Below are 16,992 nucleotides of genomic sequence, written 5' to 3'. Positions count from 1 at the left end.
TGCTACAAACTCAACAAACGTGCAATATCCCGCGCCCGGTCGGTCAGTAACTGCCCTGCCCGATCACAGGCGTCCTGCAGGGTCATAGGGCCACTGGCAATCGCAAATGCGGCGTTGATCCCGTGCTCATACAGGGCCTGATAACCTTCGCCCAAGGTGCCAGCCAGCACCACTACCGGAACCCCGTTTGCCTGGGCAATACGTGCAACGCCAAAGGGGGTCTTGCCGCGCAGTGTCTGCGCATCAAAACGGCCTTCACCGGTAATCACCAGATCAGCGTCCTTTACCGCTTCGGCCAGCCCTACCAGCTCGGCGACCACTTCCACCCCTGGGCGAAACTGCGCGCCGAAAAACGCCTTGGCGGCAAAGCCCAAGCCCCCGGCAGCACCCGAACCGGGCTCGTCGCGTACATCCTTGGGCAAGACCTGCGCGCAATGGTCAGCAAAATGCCCCAGGGCCTGATCCAGCAAGCGCACTTGTTCTGCTGACGCGCCCTTTTGCGGGCCGAAAATTGCCGAGGCGCCATGCTCGCCGCACAGCGGGTTGTTAACGTCGGCGGCAATCTCAAAGCGCACTTCGGTCAGGCGCGGATCCAGGCCAGTCAGATCGATACGTACTACCCCGGCCAACGCCAGGCCGCCACGAGCCAGGCTATTGCCCTGGTCATCGAACAAACCCAGACCCAATGCCTGTAGTGCACCCGCTCCGGCATCATTGGTGGCACTGCCGCCGATAGCCAGGATGACGCGCCGCGCGCCTGCATCCAGCGCAGCCCTGATCAGTTCGCCGGTGCCGTAAGTGCTGCTGATGCACGCGTCACGTTGTGCCGGAGCAACCAGTTGCAGACCGCTGGCTTCAGCCATTTCAATGATTGCTGTGTGACTGTCCGGCAGCCAGCCCCAATGCGCCTCGACGGGCTCTCCAAGCGGGCCTTGCACCTGATTGCGCCGTAACTGGCCATTGCCTGCGGCGACAATCGCCTCGACCGTGCCTTCACCGCCGTCGGCCATCGGGCATTTGACCAGGTGCGCGTGGGGCAATACCTCAGCCAAGCCTGCGGCGATCGCGTCGGCAACTTTTTCGGCACTCAGGCTGTCTTTGAACGAGTCGGGGGCAATCACGATTTTCATGGGGCGCATCTCCAGTTCTTATGCCTTCCATGCTGCCAGTATCCGGGCACAAACACGCCAGTCGGGCGCACAAGCAATCACAGGGTTTGTTGTTCATTGTTACAAGGAGCGGCCACAGCTAGGTGCGCGACTAACTTTGCGGTAAAAGCTGAACGCCCAAATACAGCGCCAGCATGCCATTGAGGCTTAGCGGATCGACACCGCTCAATTCGGCGATGCGCTCCATGCGATAACGCAGGCTGTTGCGATGGATCCCCAGGGCGTCGGCGCAGGCCTGGCTCTGGCCATCGTGCTCGCACCAACTGCGCAGCGTAGCAATCAGTTGGCCGTTGGCGTCCTTGGCCACCACCTTGTGCAACGGTCCGAGCAACTCCTCCAGCGCATCGTCATTGCGATGGCGCCACAGCATTACCGGTAAGCGGTAGCGATTGAGAGTCAGCAAACGTGTCTGCGGCAGTACATCGCGGCCATACGCCAACAAGTCACCGACCCGGCGATAGCAGCGGCGCAAGCCTTTGAGCGCATCTGCCTGCCCGCCCGCGGCAATGCGCAAGACCTTCCAGCCCTGGCCGTCGAGTTTTTCCAGCAGGCGCACATCGTCCAGCACAGCGGTTGCCGGTCGGCACCACAACAGCGAACCCGTCGCAGGGCAAACGCACCAGCTGTCCGGGTAACGTGATTGCAGCCAGGCACTCAAGGCCTCGGCACTTTGCCCCTTGCCCAGCTCGAACAGGTACGGAATACGCGCCAGCTGCGGCTTGAGCCCCAACTGCTGGGCTTCATCGATCAATCGCGGGGAGTCACCGCCCTCGCTGAGCAACAGGGCCACCAGATCATCACAGCGCTGCCGTCGCCATTGCTGTTCGGCTTGCTGATAACGCTGGCCCACCAACATTTCGGCGGTCATGCGCACCAGTTCGGCGTAAGTGCGCAGCAACTCGGGCTCGCCCGTAAGCCCCAGCACCCCGATCAAGCGTTGATCGAGCAACAGCGGCAAATTGATACCGGGCTGCACACCCTTGAGGCATTTGGCGGTTTGCGCGTCAATTTCCACCACCCGTCCATTGGCCAGTACCAACTGCGCTCCTTCGTGACGGGTGTTGATACGTTCAGGCTCGCCACTGCCCAGGATCAGGCCCTGGCTGTCCATCACGTTTACGTTGTACGGCAAGATGGCCATCGCGCGATCCACGATGTCCTGTGCCAAATCATGGTCCAGTTCAAACATAGGGTGACTATCCTTGGATACATTTGTTCACGGGCACAGGCGACTCGGCAAAATGCTGTGCGATAGCACAAAGACAGCGACGTTGCGGTGACCGAGACTCAAGCAGCGGTCAACGTTACCCCCGGATCGCAAAAAAACATAATAAAGAGAGACATAAGATGCCACAGAGCGCCAACGCATCGCCGATCAGCGATGACGACAAAAACGCCATCTACAAGCGCATCACCCTGCGTTTGATCCCCTTCATTTTCATCTGCTATCTGTTCAATTACCTCGACCGGGTAAACGTTGGCTTTGCCAAATTGCAGATGCTCGACGCACTCAAGTTCAGCGAAACCGTTTACGGCCTCGGTGCCGGGATTTTCTTTATCGGCTACGTGCTGTGCGGCGTACCGAGCAACCTGGCATTGACCCGGTTCGGCCCGCGGCGCTGGATCGCCGTGATGATGATCAGTTGGGGCACGCTGTCGACCTGCCTGATGTTTGTCACGACACCTGCCGGCTTCTATACCTTGCGCCTGCTGACCGGTGCTGCTGAGGCGGGCTTTTTCCCGGGCGTGGTGTTGTATCTCTCGCAGTGGTTCCCGACCTTTCGCCGTGGCCGGATCATGGCGTTGTTCATGTGCGCCATTCCTGTTTCAGGGCTGATTGGTGGCCCGTTCTCGGGCTGGATTCTTAGCCACTTCGCTGCAGGCCAGGGCGGCCTTGCAGGCTGGCAGTGGATGTTCATGCTGCAAGGGATCCCTACCGTGCTGCTGGGCGCACTGGCGATTTACCTGCTGAGCGACAGCTTTGCCAACGCTAAATGGCTGGGCGCTCATGAGCGTGCGGTGCTTGAAGCGGATCATCGGCTGGATGCGGCAAGCAAACCGGCCTCTTCTACCGATTCGCTATTGGCCGTGTTCAAAAACCCGGCCATCTGGGCCTTTGGCCTGATCTACTTCTGCATCCAGAGTGGCGTGTATGCGATTAACTTCTGGTTGCCGTCAATCATCAAGAGCCTGGGTTTCAGCGACACCTTGGTGATCGGCTGGATCAGTGCGATTCCTTATCTGCTGGCGGCGGTGTTCATGTTGCTGGTGGGTCGCTCGGCAGACTTGCACAAGGAACGTCGCTGGCATTTGGTGGTGCCGATGCTGATGGGCGCGCTGGGGCTGGTGATAGCGGTGAATTTCGCCACCCAACCGGCGATTGCGATCCTGGGCCTGACCATTGCGACCATGGGTGCACTGACTGGCTTGCCGATGTTCTGGCCAGTTCCTACGGCGATGCTCAGCGCCGGTGCGGCAGCAGGCGGTCTGGCACTGATCAACTCCATGGGGCAAATGGCTGGCTTCCTCAGCCCGTACCTGGTGGGTTTTGTCAAAGACGCCACCGGCTCCACTGACGTGGCCTTGTATGTGCTGGCAGCGGTGATTGTGGGTGGCAGCCTGCTCGCACTGCGCATGACCCGTGGCATAAGTAACGCATAACGCTAATACGCATATCCCCGTAGCAGCTGCCGAAGGAACGAGGCTGCGTTCGGCGGCGCAGCCGTCGTAAAACCGGACACTGCGGTGTGTCAGGCAAATCCCGGATTCAGGATTCACGGGCGCTTCGCACCCGAACGCAGCCTCGTTCCTTCGGCAGCTGCTACGAGAATTTGCCCTATCGTTCACGGGGCCTCAAGCTACGCACTTCTAATAATCAAAATGCGTGTTTCAACGAGGCTGTTGTGTCCAAAGGTATTGTTCTGTCTGTTCTGGCATCGAGCCTGTTCGGTGTCATGTATTACTTCACATCTCTGCTCTGGCCCTTGAGCGGAGCCGAAATCTTCGGCTGGCGGATGCTCCTGACCCTGCCCTGCATGACCCTGTTCATGTGTATTTCCGGTGATTGGCGACTGGTTCCGGCAATCGTCTCGCGACTTCGCCAGCAACCCCGACTCTGGGCCGTGCTGTTTGCGTCCAGCGCGTTGGTGGGCGTTCAACTCTGGCTGTTTCTCTGGGCACCGCTCAATGGTCACAGTCTTGACGTGTCCCTGGGCTACTTCCTGCTACCGCTGACCATGCTCCTCACCGGCCGCATGGTGTATGGCGAGCAACTGTCACATCTGCAAAAAATCGCCGCAGCACTGGCTACCCTCGGGGTCGCCAATGAGGTGTACCGGGTGGGCGGCTTCTCCTGGACCACGCTGGTGGTGGCCATCGGTTATCCCCTGTACTTCGTGCTGCGCAAACGTGCAGGTACCGACAACCTCGGCGGCCTGTGGCTCGACATGTTGCTGCTGATACCCGTGGCCTGGTGGTTTGTGCAAAGCGGTGAGCAAGGCTTTGCAGTGGCCAGCCAGCGCCCCGCGCTGTACGCGCTGATTCCGATACTGGGGGGCATCAGCGCGCTGGCCCTGATCAGCTACATCCTGGCCAGCAGGATGCTGGCATTCAGCTTGTTCGGCTTGCTCAGCTACGTGGAGCCGGTTTTGCTGGTTCTTGTTGCGTTGCTGCTGGGCGAAAGCATCAGCGCCGGGCAATGGATGACCTATCTGCCGATCTGGCTGGCGGTGCTGGTACTGATTTTTGAAGGCTTCAAGCATCTGGTGCGTCAACGCAGGTCGATGTAATCGGCCTGGTTGTAGCTGTGCATGTGGGTGCGGGCTTGCTCGCGCCCATAGCGCTACCGTTAATCAGTTTTTTGAAAAACACGAACGCTCGTTTAAAACGACTTTGGCCCAGTAATTGCTTGCGCTTTTTAGAGTTGAGCATCCCCAACAAGAATCAGTCCCAAGTAATTGGTTTAAAAGGCATTTGCCAACATCCCCCAACACCCTCAAGCTATGTGCCCACTCACACGAGTAACGCTGTAGATCCATTGAGGTTGTTGTGTCTAAAGGTATTGTTCTATCGATTTTGGCTTCCTGCTTGTTTGGCGTTTTGTACTGGTTCACTTCCCTTCTCTGGCCCCTCGATGGCCAGGAAATCTTCGGCTGGCGAATACTGATCTCGCTGCCCTTCATGACTCTGTTTATCTGCCTCTCCGGCGACTGGAAATGGGTTCCCATAATTTTCAATCGCTTACGTGCAAAACCTCTACTGATTCCTTGCGTGCTGCTCACCAGTTTCCTGGTCGGCCTGCAGTTGTGGATGTTTATGTGGGGGCCGCTTAACGGGCATGGTCTGGATGTATCACTGGGTTATTTCCTGCTGCCACTGACGATGATCCTTACCGGACGCATCGTGTACGGCGAACACTTGTCACACTTGCAGAAAATCGCCACGGCCCTGGCCGTCATCGGCGTGGCCAATGAGCTGTACCGCACGGGAGGTTTTTCCTGGACAACTCTTGTAGTCGCAGTCGGTTACCCGATGTACTTCGTGCTGCGCAAGAAGATCGGCATCGATAACCTCGGCGGGCTATGGCTGGATATGCTGTTGATGGTGCCTGCCGCACTTTGGTTTGTGCTGGCAGGGCCGCATGTCGACCTTGGCGAGCAACGCCAGGCGCTGTATGCCCTGGTGCCGCTGATGGGCATCATCAGTGCTGCGGCAGGCTTCGCGTATATTCTGGCCAGCCGACTGCTGCCATTTAGCCTGTTCGGCTTGCTCAGTTATGTCGAGCCGGTGCTGCTGGTCGCTGTCGCCCTGTTGCTGGGTGACAGCCTGGCAGAGGGTCAATGGTTGACCTACGGCCCGATCTGGCTTGCGGTGGTGGTGTTGATTATTGAAGGCTTGAAGCATGTGAGCCGTCAGCGTCGCTCCATCTAAAGTGCAAAACCTCGCTTCAAGCCGGCAACCAGAGCTTGAAGCGAGCACCGCCCAACGGTGACTGTTCGACGTTCAGCGTACCGCCCTGCGCCTGCAGGGCGCGCCGACTGATCGCTAACCCCAGGCCAAAGCCCCCGGTCGCTCGGTCCCGGCTGCGATCCAGACGGTAGAACGGTTCAAAAATACGCTCACGCTCCTGTTCCGGAATGCCAATCCCGTCGTCATCCACCCACAGTTCACAGCCCTGGCCGGTAACATTCACTCCCACCTGAATTCGCCGATCGCAGTAACGCATGGCGTTGCGCAGCAGGTTTTGCAGCGCCCGCGCAGTCAACCGCGGGTCAAGGGCAAAGCGCTCTTGAGTTCCGTGCAGCAATACATCCAGCACGATATCGGGCGCCTCCAGCTCCTCATCAAAACTGCCGAGAATGCTGTCGATAAACTCATCCAGCGACACCTCTACCCGTTCTGGCATCAATGCCGGATTTTGCAGGCGACTGAACGACAGTAACTCCAGTACCAGCTCATCCAGTTCGCGAATATGCCCCACCAATACCTGCAAGCGCTGACGACTGGGCTCAGGCAAGTCGTCGCACAGTACCAGCGCCAGCCCAAAGTCCAGACGTGTCAACGGCGTGCGCAATTCATGGGACACCGCATTCAACAAGTCGCGCTGCTGATTGAGCAGATGCTCGACGTCCTGCGCCATGGCGTCAAACACCGTGGCCAGGCCATAAATGTTCGAACGTTGGGATATCTGCGTACGCTCGCTCAGTTGCCCCTGGCCGATGCGCGCCGCCGTTAGCTTGAGGCGCTCCAGATCACGCCAGTGCGGGCGCAGCCACAGCAGCAAACCGCCAAGCATGGCAGCACCGATCAAGACGTTGATACTCCAGTACAACACACTCATATCAAACGGATCAGGGGGCATGACCCATTCAATGGCGACCTGATCGTCCAGTGGTGAAACCACCAGTGTGCGCCAACCCCACTCGCCAATACGCAATACGCCCTGCCCTTGCTGCAACTGGCGTTGCTCCTCGGCGGTGAATTTCGCATCGGTAATGGGCAGCAGATTGACCCTCATCGGCTGGAATTGCGTGTCGAGTTCTTGGGCAAGACTCGGCCATTGCTCGGGGGGCAGATGATGGAACTGTTTGACCAGCAGGGTCTGCATGCCCCGCGACATATCGACGTTGTAGTTCATGAAACGCTCATGAAACAGCGACACGATTACCCCAGGCACCAGATAACTGGCCATGGCGAACGACACGATCGTTACCAGATACAGGCGTATCAGTATTTTGAACATGGACTCAGCATTCCCATTCAGAGCGGCTGAACAGGTAACCCTTGCCCCACACAGTCTTGATCTTGCGCGCTTCACCGGCGCAGTCATCGAACTTGCGCCGCAACTTGGAGATTGCCACATCGACAGAACGGTCCGTACCGTTGAACTCAATTCCGCGTAAACGCTGCAGGATCTGATCACGGCTCAGCACCTCACCGGCATGCCGCGCCAGCACCACCAGCAGGTTGTACTCGCCGCTGGACAGCTCGATCACTTGCCCGCGCCAGTGAACCGTGCGCTCTGACAAGTCGATGCACAGGTTGCCAATAATGATCCGGTCACTGGCCAACTGTGGCTCGGCCAGGCTACTGCGGCGCAAAAGAGTACGCACGCGAGCCAGCAATACACGGGGCTCGCAAGGTTTTGTCACATAATCGTCAGCCCCCATCTCTAGCCCCAGCACCTGATCATGACTATCGTCGCGGGCTGTCAACATCAGGATCGGCAGGCTTGCAGACTCGGCGCGCAACAAACGGCAGACTTGCAGGCCATCGAGCCCTGGCAACATCAGATCAAGAATGACCAGATCCGGAGGGTTACTTCTTGCTCTGTCACAGACTTGATCGCCACGGGCAATCACACTGACCTGATAGCCATTGCGTTCCAGATAGCTGGCAATCAGCTCCGAAAGAGCGGCATCGTCTTCGACCAGCAAAATAGTGGGCATAATATGTGCTTACAACCGGGGAAAACCCAAAGGATATACAACCTCACAGGGATAGGAGCACAACCTTCACACTTTTTCACACACCCTCTACATAGCTTCACAACGCCTCTTGCGTGCTGCGCTTAGCATGCCTACAGAAACAACCCGCTTATTTAAGAAGGCACGATCGTTGAAAAAGCTCTTCGCCCCGCTATTCCTAACGGCGCTGGCCCTGGCCATCAGTGCCTGTGATAAAACCCCGGTCGCTGAAACCAAACCTGCTTTGGCCAAGGTTCGTACAGAAGTCATCGCCACTGCGCCCCTGTCCGTCAGCAACGAGCTGAGCGGCCGGGTTGTAGCCCCGCGCGTGGCGCAAGTCAGCGCCCGGGTTGCCGGTGTCGTGCTCAAGCGCGCATTCACCGAAGGTTCGGAGGTCAAACAGGGCGATGTACTGTTTTTGATTGACCCGGCACCGTTCAAGGCGGACCTGGACAGCGCCCAGGCAGCACTGCGCAAATCCGAGGCAGTTGCCTTGCAGGCAAAACTGCAAGACCAGCGCTACGCCGAGCTGATTGAAATCAACGCCATCAGCCGCCAGGACCATGACAATGCGCGCGCGGCTGCACAGCAGGCCAACGCCGATGTTGCCGCCAACCAGGCCGCTGTTCAGCGCGCCAAACTGAACCTGGGCTACGCCACCGTCACCGCGCCGATTTCCGGTCGCATTGGTCGTGCACTGGTGACTGAGGGCGCACTGGTCGGTCAGGGCGAAGTCACGCCGCTGGCACGCATCCAGCAACTGAACCCGATCCATGTCGACCTGACGCAGTCCACCCGCGATCTGGACAACCTGCGCGAGGCTTTCCGTGCCGGGGAGTTGCAGCAGGTTGGCAAGCAGCAAGCCAAGGCCACCTTGATTCGCGACAATGGCAGCCTGTACCCGCTGCCGGGCAAGCTGCTGTTTACCGATGTGACCGTGGACCCGAGCACTGGGCAGATTATTCTGCGCAGCGAGTTCCCCAACCCTGACTACGATTTGCTGCCTGGCAGCTTTGTGCGTGTGCGTCTGGAGCAGGCAGTCAACAAGGAAGGCATCAGCGTGCCGCAGCGCGCAGTCCTGCGTGACAGCGCCGGGGTTGCCCAAGTGTTGTTGATTGATGCCGACAACCGTGTGCAGTTGCAATCAGTGCAACTGGGCAGCGCACATAATGATCGCTGGGCCGTGACTTCAGGCCTCAAGGCCGGTGACCGTATTGTCACTCAAGGTCTGCAGCACGCACGCCCCGGCGAGCAAGTACAAATCGATGACCCGACACTTCCTCTCGCACACTCCACGGATCAGTGAGCATGCCGCAGTTCTTTATCGACCGCCCGGTCTTTGCCTGGGTCGTCGCGTTGTTCATTCTGCTGGCGGGGGCCTTGGCCATCCCGCAGTTACCAGTAGCCAAATACCCCGACGTGGCACCGCCACAGGTTGAGGTGTACGCGATTTACCCCGGTGCATCTGCGCAAACCCTGGACGAAAGTGTGGTCAGCCTGATTGAGCAAGAGCTCAACGGCACGGACGGCCTGCTGTATTTCGAATCCCAAAGCAGCCTGGGCAGTGCCAGCATTACCGCAACGTTCAAACCCGGCACCGACCCGGAAATGGCGCAGGTCGATGTGCAGAACCGGCTTAAAGCGGTCGAGTCGCGCCTGCCACAGGCGGTTATTCAGCAAGGCCTGCAAGTCGAAAAAATCTCCTCGGGCTTTTTGATGCTGGTGACCCTGACCGCCGACAGTACCAGCACGCTGGATGAGGTCGCCCTCAGCGATTACCTTGCGCGCAACGTGATGAACGAAGTCAAGCGCATCGACGGGGTCGGCAAGGCCCAGTTGTATGGCGCCGAACGAGCGATGCGTATCTGGATCGACCCGCAAAAGCTGATTGGCTTCAACCTCACCCCGGCTGATGTCAACCAAGCGATTGCCAGCCAAAACGCACAGGTTTCAGCAGGCAGCATCGGTGACTTGCCGGGCCGCTCTACACAGGAAATCACTGCCACGGTTCTGGTCAAAGGGCAGCTATCTACCCCGCAAGAATTTGCTGACATTGTTCTGCGTGCTAACCCGGATGGCTCTACCGTGCGGGTCGGCGATGTCGCGCGGGTCGAAATCGGCAGCCAGGAATACCAGTACGGCACCCGTCTGAACGGCAAGTCCGCTAGCGCTTTCAGCGTCAAGCTGGCCCCGGAGGCGAACGCTCTGAATACCGGCAACCTGATCCGCGCCAAGATGGACGAGCTGAGCCGCTATTTCCCGGCCGGTGTCGAGTACACCATCCCGTATGACACCACGCCGTTTGTCAAAGTCTCGATCACCAAGGTCATCTACACCCTGGTCGAGGCCATGGTGCTGGTGTTTCTGGTGATGTACCTGTTCTTGCAGAACATCCGCTACACCTTGATCCCTACCCTGGTGGTGCCGGTGGCGCTGATGGGCACGTTCGCCACCATGCTGATGTTGGGGTTTTCGATCAACGTGCTGACCATGTTCGGCATGGTGCTGGCGATCGGCATTTTGGTGGACGATGCCATTGTGGTGGTGGAAAACGTCGAGCGGATCATGGTCAGCGAAGGACTATCGCCCCGTGAAGCTACGCGCAAGGCAATGACCCAGATCAGCGGCGCGATTATCGGCATCACCCTGGTGCTGGTGGCGGTGTTTATTCCGATGGCGTTTATGCCGGGCTCGGTGGGTGTGATTTACCAGCAGTTCTCGCTGTCGATGGCGACTTCGATCCTGTTCTCGGCGTTTTTGGCCCTGTCCCTGACCCCGGCGCTATGCGCAACCCTGCTCAAGCCCATTGCCAAGGGTGAACATCATGCCAAGGGCGGTTTCTTTGGCTGGTTCAACCGCAAGTTCGAACGCCTGTCAGCAGGTTATGAGAACTGGGTAGTACACCTGATCAAGCGCAGCGGGCGTTATCTGCTGGTGTACGGTGGCTTGCTGGTGATTCTGGTGGTGTGTTTTGCCCGTCTGCCCTCCTCCTTTTTGCCGGTCGAGGATCAGGGTTACACCATCACCGACATACAACTGCCGCCGGGCGCCAGCCAGAACCGCACGATCAGTGTGGTCGAGCAGATCGAGGCACACAACGCCAGCGAGCCGGGCGTGGGTAATACCACGATGATTCTGGGCTTCAGCTTTTCGGGGAGCGGACAAAACGCAGCGCTGGCCTTTACCACCCTCAAGGACTGGTCGCAGCGTGGCGCCGAGGACTCCGCATCGGCTATCGCTGACCGGGCGAACGGTGCTTTCAGCGAACTCAAGGACGCGATTGCCTTTGCCATTCTGCCGCCTCCGGTCAGTGGCCTGGGCACCTCCAGCGGTTTTGAGTTGCGCCTGCAAGACCGTGGTGGCGTCGGTTATGACACGTTGATGCAAGCCCGTAGCGAACTGCTGGCTCTGGCCGCAAAAAGCTCGGTGCTGGCCAATGTGCGTCAAGAGGCACTGGCAGAAAGCCCGCAAGTGCAGCTTGAGGTTGATCGCAAACGTGCCAATGCGCTGGGCATTTCCTTCGCTGACATCGGTGCAGTGCTGTCTACCGCGGTGGGCTCGGCCTATGTCAACGACTTCCCGAACCAGGGCCGCATGCAGCGGGTAGTGGTTCAGGCCGAAGGCGATCAGCGCAGTCAGGTTGAAGACTTGTTGAAAATGAATGTGCGCAACGACCTCGGCAAGATGGTGCCGCTGTCGGCCTTCGTCGAAGCCCGCTGGATAAAGGGCCCGTCGCAGTTGACGCGCTACAACGGCTACCCGGCGATCAGCGTTTCCGGTGAGGCGGCTCCAGGGCACAGCACCGGCGAGGCGATGGCCGAAATGGAGCGTCTGATCAGCCAGCTGCCTACAGGTCTGGGCCTGGAATGGACCGGGTTATCGTTGCAGGAACGCGTGTCCGGGGCTCAAGCACCGATTCTGCTGGGGCTGTCACTGCTGATCGTGTTCCTGTGCCTTGCGGCGCTGTACGAAAGCTGGTCGATCCCGACTGCGGTGTTGCTCGTTGTGCCGCTGGGAGTGCTCGGCGCAGTACTGGCCGTGACGTTGCGCGGGATGCCCAATGACGTGTTCTTCAAGGTGGGGCTGATCACTATCATTGGTTTATCGGCCAAAAACGCCATTTTGATCATCGAATTTGCCAAGACTCTCTACGACGAAGGTCATGATCTGATTGACGCCACCGTGCAAGCTGCCCGCCTGCGGCTACGTCCGATCGTGATGACCTCCCTGGCATTTATCCTCGGCGTGGTGCCGTTAGCCATTGCCACGGGCGCCAGTTCGGCCAGTCAGCAAGCCATTGGCACCGGGGTTATTGGCGGCATGATCGTCGCAACCCTGGCCGTGGTATTTGTGCCGGTGTTCTTCGTGGTGGTGATGAAACTCGCAAGAAGCAAACCACGTCAGGGTTAAGACGCTGCGGTGCGTGCTAAGGTGCAGTAACACTCAGAAACAGGGATTGTTTATGCCGCACCTTGCTCGCACGCATCCTCGCTTGACCGCCGCTACCCTGCTGGGGGTCGCGGTCGGCATTTTCGCCCCCGCTGCCACAATAACCACCAAGTTTTTGTTGGGCTGGAACGCCGGTGTATGGCTGTATCTGGCTCTGACGTTGTGGTTGGTGATGCGCTCCAAAGCCTGTGACGTAAAACGCACGGCTGAAGTAGAAGATGAAAACGCCAGTATGGTGCTGATCACCGTGTGCATTGCATCGATTGCCAGCTTGGCCGCCGTTACCCTTGAGCTGTCGGGCAACAAGCTCAGCGATGGCGACCGCCTTATGCATTACGGTTTTACCGGACTGACTGTGGTGGGTTCATGGTTGATGATCGGGGTTATTTTCAGCCTGCATTACGCAAGGCTGTTCTATAACAACGAAGGGACGGAGCCAGCGTTGCGCTTTCCTGAAGGGGAACTGGACCCGGATTACTGGGACTTCATGTATTTCTCTTTCACCCTCAGCGTTGCGGTGCAGACAGCTGATGTGAGCATTGCCACCCGCGAAATGCGCAAAGCCGTATTGGGGCACTCCCTGTTGGGCTTTTTGTTTAACACGGCTGTGCTGGGGTTTTCGATCAATATTGCGGCGGGGTTGTTCTAACGAGACTCTCAAAGTTGCGGGAGCGAGCCTGCTCGCGAAGCCATCTCTGCGGCCCACATCGCGAGCAGGCCCGCTCCCACAAGAGCTGGGCCTGCATCAGCAAAGTGGCTGCCATTGCGGCAGCCACCGGCTTTTAGTCAGCCGTCAGCACACCACGACGCACCTGATCGCGTTCGATGGATTCAAACAGCGCCTTGAAGTTACCTTCACCAAAGCCATCATCACCCTTGCGTTGGATAAACTCGAAGAACACCGGGCCCATCAAGGTTTCCGAGAATATCTGCAACAGCAAACGCTTGTCGCCCGACTCGGAAGAACCATCCAGCAAAATCCCACGCGATTGAAGCTCTTCAACCGGCTCACCGTGGTTCGGCAGGCGGCCTTCGAGCATTTCGTAGTAAGTTTCTGGCGGCGCAGTCATGAAACGCATGCCGATTTTCTTCAGCGCATCCCACGTCTTGATCAGGTCATCACTGAGGAAAGCCACGTGCTGAATGCCTTCGCCGTTGAACTGCATCAGGAACTCTTCAATCTGACCTGCACCTTTGGACGACTCTTCGTTCAAGGGGATACGGATCATGCCATCCGGAGCCGTCATGGCCTTGGACGTCAGGCCGGTATATTCGCCCTTGATGTCGAAATAGCGAATTTCACGGAAGTTGAACAGCTTCTCGTAGAAGTTGGCCCAGTAAGCCATGCGGCCGCGATAGACGTTGTGCGTCAGGTGATCGATGATCTTCAGCCCAGCACCCACGGGATGACGGTCGACGCCTTCGATAAACACAAAGTCGATGTCGTAAATCGAGTTGCCTTCGCCGTAACGGTCAATCAGGTACAGCGGCGCACCGCCAATGCCTTTAATAGCCGGCAAATTCAGTTCCATTGGACCTGTAGGAATGTGGACCGGCTGGGCACCCAGTTCAAGCGCTCGGGTGTAGGCTTGCTGCGCATTGCGCACGCGGAAAGCCATACCGCAAACCGACGGGCCGTGCTCCGCTGCGAAGTATGACGCGACACTGTTGGGTTCGTTATTGAGGATCAGGTTGATATCGCCCTGGCGATACAAGTGCACGTTCTTGGAACGGTGGGTTGCCACCTTGGTGAAACCCATGATTTCAAAGACAGGTTCGAGAGTGTTGGGTACAGGGGACGCGAATTCGATGAATTCAAAGCCCATCAGGCCCATTGGGTTTTCGTATAGATCAGCCATTTTCGGCGCCTCATCATGGTCATTTTTAGAATAAACAGGGGTTATTTACTAAGAATGCTGAGGCTGGCAGGAGGCGCGCAGGAGATCCCGCGTACACTGCGCGCAAGGAAATCACCGTAGATCAATTGGAACCCGAATCGCTTCATTTCGATCCATCTCTTACGCGGTAGGGCTTCTGAATGCAGAAGTCGTTATTCTTGTATGCGTAAGCCGATTCTACATGGCGTAATCTTATTTGTCCTACCCATTGTAAAATAGCCGGCCTGTGCTGCTAGCCTTTTACTATTGTTCTGTAGCGTACGCCAAAGCCCCCCCCCAACGCATGAGCAGGATTTTGAATGCCACTCACTCTGAAGCTGAGCCGCAAATGGACTGACCGCTACGCGCTGATTGTGCTCAGTGGGCTGCTGCCAGTTGTGCTGGGGATGTTTATTCTATTTTGGCAGGCCAACCGCTCGCTCGAGCTGGAAGCCGAACAAACCGCTACTGAAGCAGTACGCCAGTTTGACTTGATGCTGGACAACGCCAGGCTTGCCGCCGATGTCGTCTTGCCGCTGGCCGGTCAGGACTGTGCTCAGGTTGAACTGGCCCTGCGCGAGCAGGTCGCGCGCCGCCCTTTTGTACGCTCCGTAAACCTGGTGTGGGATAACCAGATTTACTGCACTTCTTTATTTGGCAATTACAAGGAAGTGGTTAACCCCGCCAACTATGCCAATGGTGAGTTGTGGCTGATGCCCGGCACTATGGTCACACCCAATGACCCCGTTCTGGTGTACCGCCGCAACGATGAAAAACGTGGGGTGTTGATCAGCCTGTACGGCTTTCATCTGGTTAACGTATTGGGCCTGATCAACCACAAGACCCAACTAATGATTACAGTGGGCGATGCCTGGATCGATCGTTACGGCCAAGTACGCAACACCCCGCCTCCACATTTTCCAGTGGCGCAAACTGCAGTAGCCTCACCCGAATTCCCCTACCAAGTAATTGCAGGGTTTAACAAGGGCGAAGTCTGGCAGCATGTCATTGTGGAATACCCCGGCTTCCTGGGTTTATTGATCTTTTTAGGCGCTATTTCAGCAGCGACGGTTCACAGGCTGCAAAAACGCTCATCATCACCCTCCAGTGAAATGCGCCGCGGCCTGGACGCTGCAGAGTTCATTCCATACTTTCAGCCGGTGGTACGGGGTGATACCAAGCAGTGGGCAGGGGCGGAAGTATTGATGCGCTGGCAGCATCCTAATGAGGGGTTGGTTCGCCCGGACCTGTTTATTCCTTTTGCAGAACATTCGGGGTTGATTGTGCCCATGACGCGTTCACTCATGGAGCAAACATCACGCCTGCTTGCCCCCCATTCCAGCCATATGGAGCCCGGCTTCCATATAGGCTTCAATATTACGGCCCGGCATTGCCAGAACCTTGAACTGGTAGAAGATTGCCGACGCTTTCTAAAAGCGTTCCCACCCGGAAAAATCAGCCTTGTGTTGGAACTTACCGAGCGCGACCTGATCGTACCGACCCCCACCACCCATGAATTGTTCAGTCAATTGCACACCCTGGGAGTCATGATTGCCATCGATGATTTTGGCACCGGCCACTCAAGCTTGAGTTACTTGCGCGAGTTCAACGTCGACTATTTGAAGATTGATCAGAGTTTTGTCGCCCTGATTGGCGTGGACGCCCTGTCCAGACATATTCTGGACAGCATCATTGAGTTGAGCGCAAAACTCGACCTGGGGATTGTTGCCGAGGGCGTTGAGACCGAAGAGCAAAGCGAATACCTGGCCGCTCAAGGCGTTGATTTTCTACAGGGCTATTTGTTTGCGCGGCCCATGCCCGCCGCCGAATTTATCAACGCTTTACAGGGGCGATAACACCTGCTTAACAACAAGCAGGCTTACTGATTAAAACAATTTTAAACAGTAAGCCTGTATCACTTGGCAGCCTGCGAATTAACTACTACAATTTTTTTGTGCCAATAAGAACTTTTGAATGTTTGCATCAGCGGGCTCGCTCACAAGAAGCAACAGCGAGGCGTAACCCGGTAAATCTTGTGCATTCCAAACATCATTAATTCGCTTCGGTATCACCCCACCGAACCTGTGAATGGAGTAATGACTTTGTCTAGACTTGCTGAGTTTCGCGCTGCCGAAAAAGCGCTTCAAGAACAGCTGGCGCAATTGGAAGCCTTGAAAAATGATGCCGGACTGAAAAAAGAAATCGAGTTTGAAGAAAAACTTCAACACTTGATGAAAACGTACGGCAAGAGCCTTCGGGATATTATCGCCATCCTTGACCCTAATCCTTCAGCTTCAAAGGGCGGGGCAGCACCTAAACAGCGTAAGGCTCGCGTGCTGAAGGTTTACCAAAACCCGCATACCGGTGAACTGATTGAAACCAAGGGCGGCAATCATCGCGGCCTGAAAGCATGGAAAGAAGAGTACGGTGCCGCAACGGTAGATACTTGGCTTCGTGCATAAGTTTGTACTTGATCAACGCCCTGCTTGTGCAGGGCTTTTTTATAGCTTGAATTCAAGCCATTCAATTCTA

Annotated in this window: 13 protein-coding genes; 8 read left to right on the top strand and 5 right to left on the bottom strand. The window is 57.2% G+C overall.

Annotation, left to right across the window (positions count from 1 at the left end; genetic code table 11):
- Nucleotides 1-2: 2 nt before the first annotated feature.
- Together U5A05_RS12050 and U5A05_RS12045 are read right to left on the bottom strand one after the other, a co-directional pair.
- Nucleotides 3-1,130, bottom strand: coding sequence for a glycerate kinase (locus U5A05_RS12050; protein ID WP_321833011.1), 1,128 nt, complete (start codon nucleotides 1,128-1,130; stop codon nucleotides 3-5).
- Between the two features lie 130 nt (nucleotides 1,131-1,260).
- Nucleotides 1,261-2,358, bottom strand: a complete 1,098-nt coding sequence (locus U5A05_RS12045; protein WP_321833009.1) for a sugar diacid recognition domain-containing protein — start codon at nucleotides 2,356-2,358, stop codon at nucleotides 1,261-1,263.
- A gap of 158 nt (nucleotides 2,359-2,516) precedes the next feature.
- Here U5A05_RS12045 and U5A05_RS12040 point away from each other — a divergent pair, with 158 nt between their 5' ends.
- The 3 genes from U5A05_RS12040 (at nucleotide 2,517) to rarD (U5A05_RS12030) (ending at nucleotide 6,098) form a co-directional block, all read left to right on the top strand.
- Nucleotides 2,517-3,830: an MFS transporter gene (locus tag U5A05_RS12040; RefSeq protein WP_261742285.1), complete on the top strand. Its 1,314-nt coding sequence runs from the start codon at nucleotides 2,517-2,519 to the stop codon at nucleotides 3,828-3,830.
- Nucleotides 3,831-4,072: 242 nt separating this feature from the next.
- Nucleotides 4,073-4,957 carry an EamA family transporter RarD gene (gene rarD, locus U5A05_RS12035; RefSeq protein WP_261742284.1) on the top strand — a complete coding sequence of 295 codons (885 nt, stop codon included), beginning with the start codon at nucleotides 4,073-4,075 and terminating at the stop codon, nucleotides 4,955-4,957.
- Nucleotides 4,958-5,216: 259 nt separating this feature from the next.
- The gene (gene rarD / locus U5A05_RS12030) at nucleotides 5,217-6,098 is read left to right on the top strand and encodes an EamA family transporter RarD (protein WP_261742283.1); all 882 of its coding nucleotides are present in this window, start codon (nucleotides 5,217-5,219) and stop codon (nucleotides 6,096-6,098) included.
- A gap of 16 nt (nucleotides 6,099-6,114) precedes the next feature.
- Here rarD (U5A05_RS12030) and U5A05_RS12025 read toward each other — a convergent pair whose 3' ends face one another.
- Nucleotides 6,115-7,410 (bottom strand): ATP-binding protein, encoded by a 1,296-nt coding sequence (locus U5A05_RS12025; protein WP_261742282.1) that lies wholly within the window; start codon nucleotides 7,408-7,410, stop codon nucleotides 6,115-6,117.
- A gap of 4 nt (nucleotides 7,411-7,414) precedes the next feature.
- Nucleotides 7,415-8,116, bottom strand: coding sequence for a response regulator (locus U5A05_RS12020; RefSeq protein ID WP_261742281.1), 702 nt, complete (start codon nucleotides 8,114-8,116; stop codon nucleotides 7,415-7,417).
- 169 nt (nucleotides 8,117-8,285) lie between these two features.
- On the opposite strand from U5A05_RS12020, the gene U5A05_RS12015 reads away from it, so the two are divergent.
- From U5A05_RS12015 to U5A05_RS12005, 3 genes are read left to right on the top strand one after another with little or no spacing between them, the layout of a single operon-like run.
- Nucleotides 8,286-9,440 carry an efflux RND transporter periplasmic adaptor subunit gene (locus U5A05_RS12015; protein WP_321832999.1) on the top strand — a complete coding sequence of 385 codons (1,155 nt, stop codon included), beginning with the start codon at nucleotides 8,286-8,288 and terminating at the stop codon, nucleotides 9,438-9,440.
- A gap of 2 nt (nucleotides 9,441-9,442) precedes the next feature.
- Nucleotides 9,443-12,544, top strand: a complete 3,102-nt coding sequence (locus U5A05_RS12010) for an efflux RND transporter permease subunit (protein ID WP_321836482.1) — start codon at nucleotides 9,443-9,445, stop codon at nucleotides 12,542-12,544.
- Between the two features lie 52 nt (nucleotides 12,545-12,596).
- Nucleotides 12,597-13,232, top strand: coding sequence for a DUF1345 domain-containing protein (locus U5A05_RS12005; RefSeq protein WP_261742278.1), 636 nt, complete (start codon nucleotides 12,597-12,599; stop codon nucleotides 13,230-13,232).
- A 133-nt stretch (nucleotides 13,233-13,365) separates the two neighbouring features.
- Here U5A05_RS12005 and hppD read toward each other — a convergent pair whose 3' ends face one another.
- A complete protein-coding gene (hppD, locus tag U5A05_RS12000) occupies nucleotides 13,366-14,442 on the bottom strand; it encodes a 4-hydroxyphenylpyruvate dioxygenase (protein ID WP_261742277.1) in 1,077 nt (358 codons plus the stop codon).
- 338 nt (nucleotides 14,443-14,780) lie between these two features.
- Here hppD and U5A05_RS11995 point away from each other — a divergent pair, with 338 nt between their 5' ends.
- Nucleotides 14,781-16,316 carry an EAL domain-containing protein gene (locus U5A05_RS11995; RefSeq protein ID WP_321836481.1) on the top strand — a complete coding sequence of 512 codons (1,536 nt, stop codon included), beginning with the start codon at nucleotides 14,781-14,783 and terminating at the stop codon, nucleotides 16,314-16,316.
- A gap of 246 nt (nucleotides 16,317-16,562) precedes the next feature.
- Complete coding sequence (locus U5A05_RS11990) at nucleotides 16,563-16,922, top strand: histone-like nucleoid-structuring protein, MvaT/MvaU family (protein WP_261742275.1); 360 nt, start codon at nucleotides 16,563-16,565, stop codon at nucleotides 16,920-16,922.
- Nucleotides 16,923-16,992: the final 70 nt, after the last annotated feature.

This window comes from Pseudomonas kulmbachensis (genome assembly GCF_963681935.1).
Classification (GTDB): Bacteria; Pseudomonadota; Gammaproteobacteria; order Pseudomonadales; family Pseudomonadaceae; genus Aquipseudomonas; species Aquipseudomonas kulmbachensis.
The sequence above is the reverse complement of the archived record's forward strand: the minus strand, read 5'-3'. Positions and strand labels throughout refer to the sequence as shown.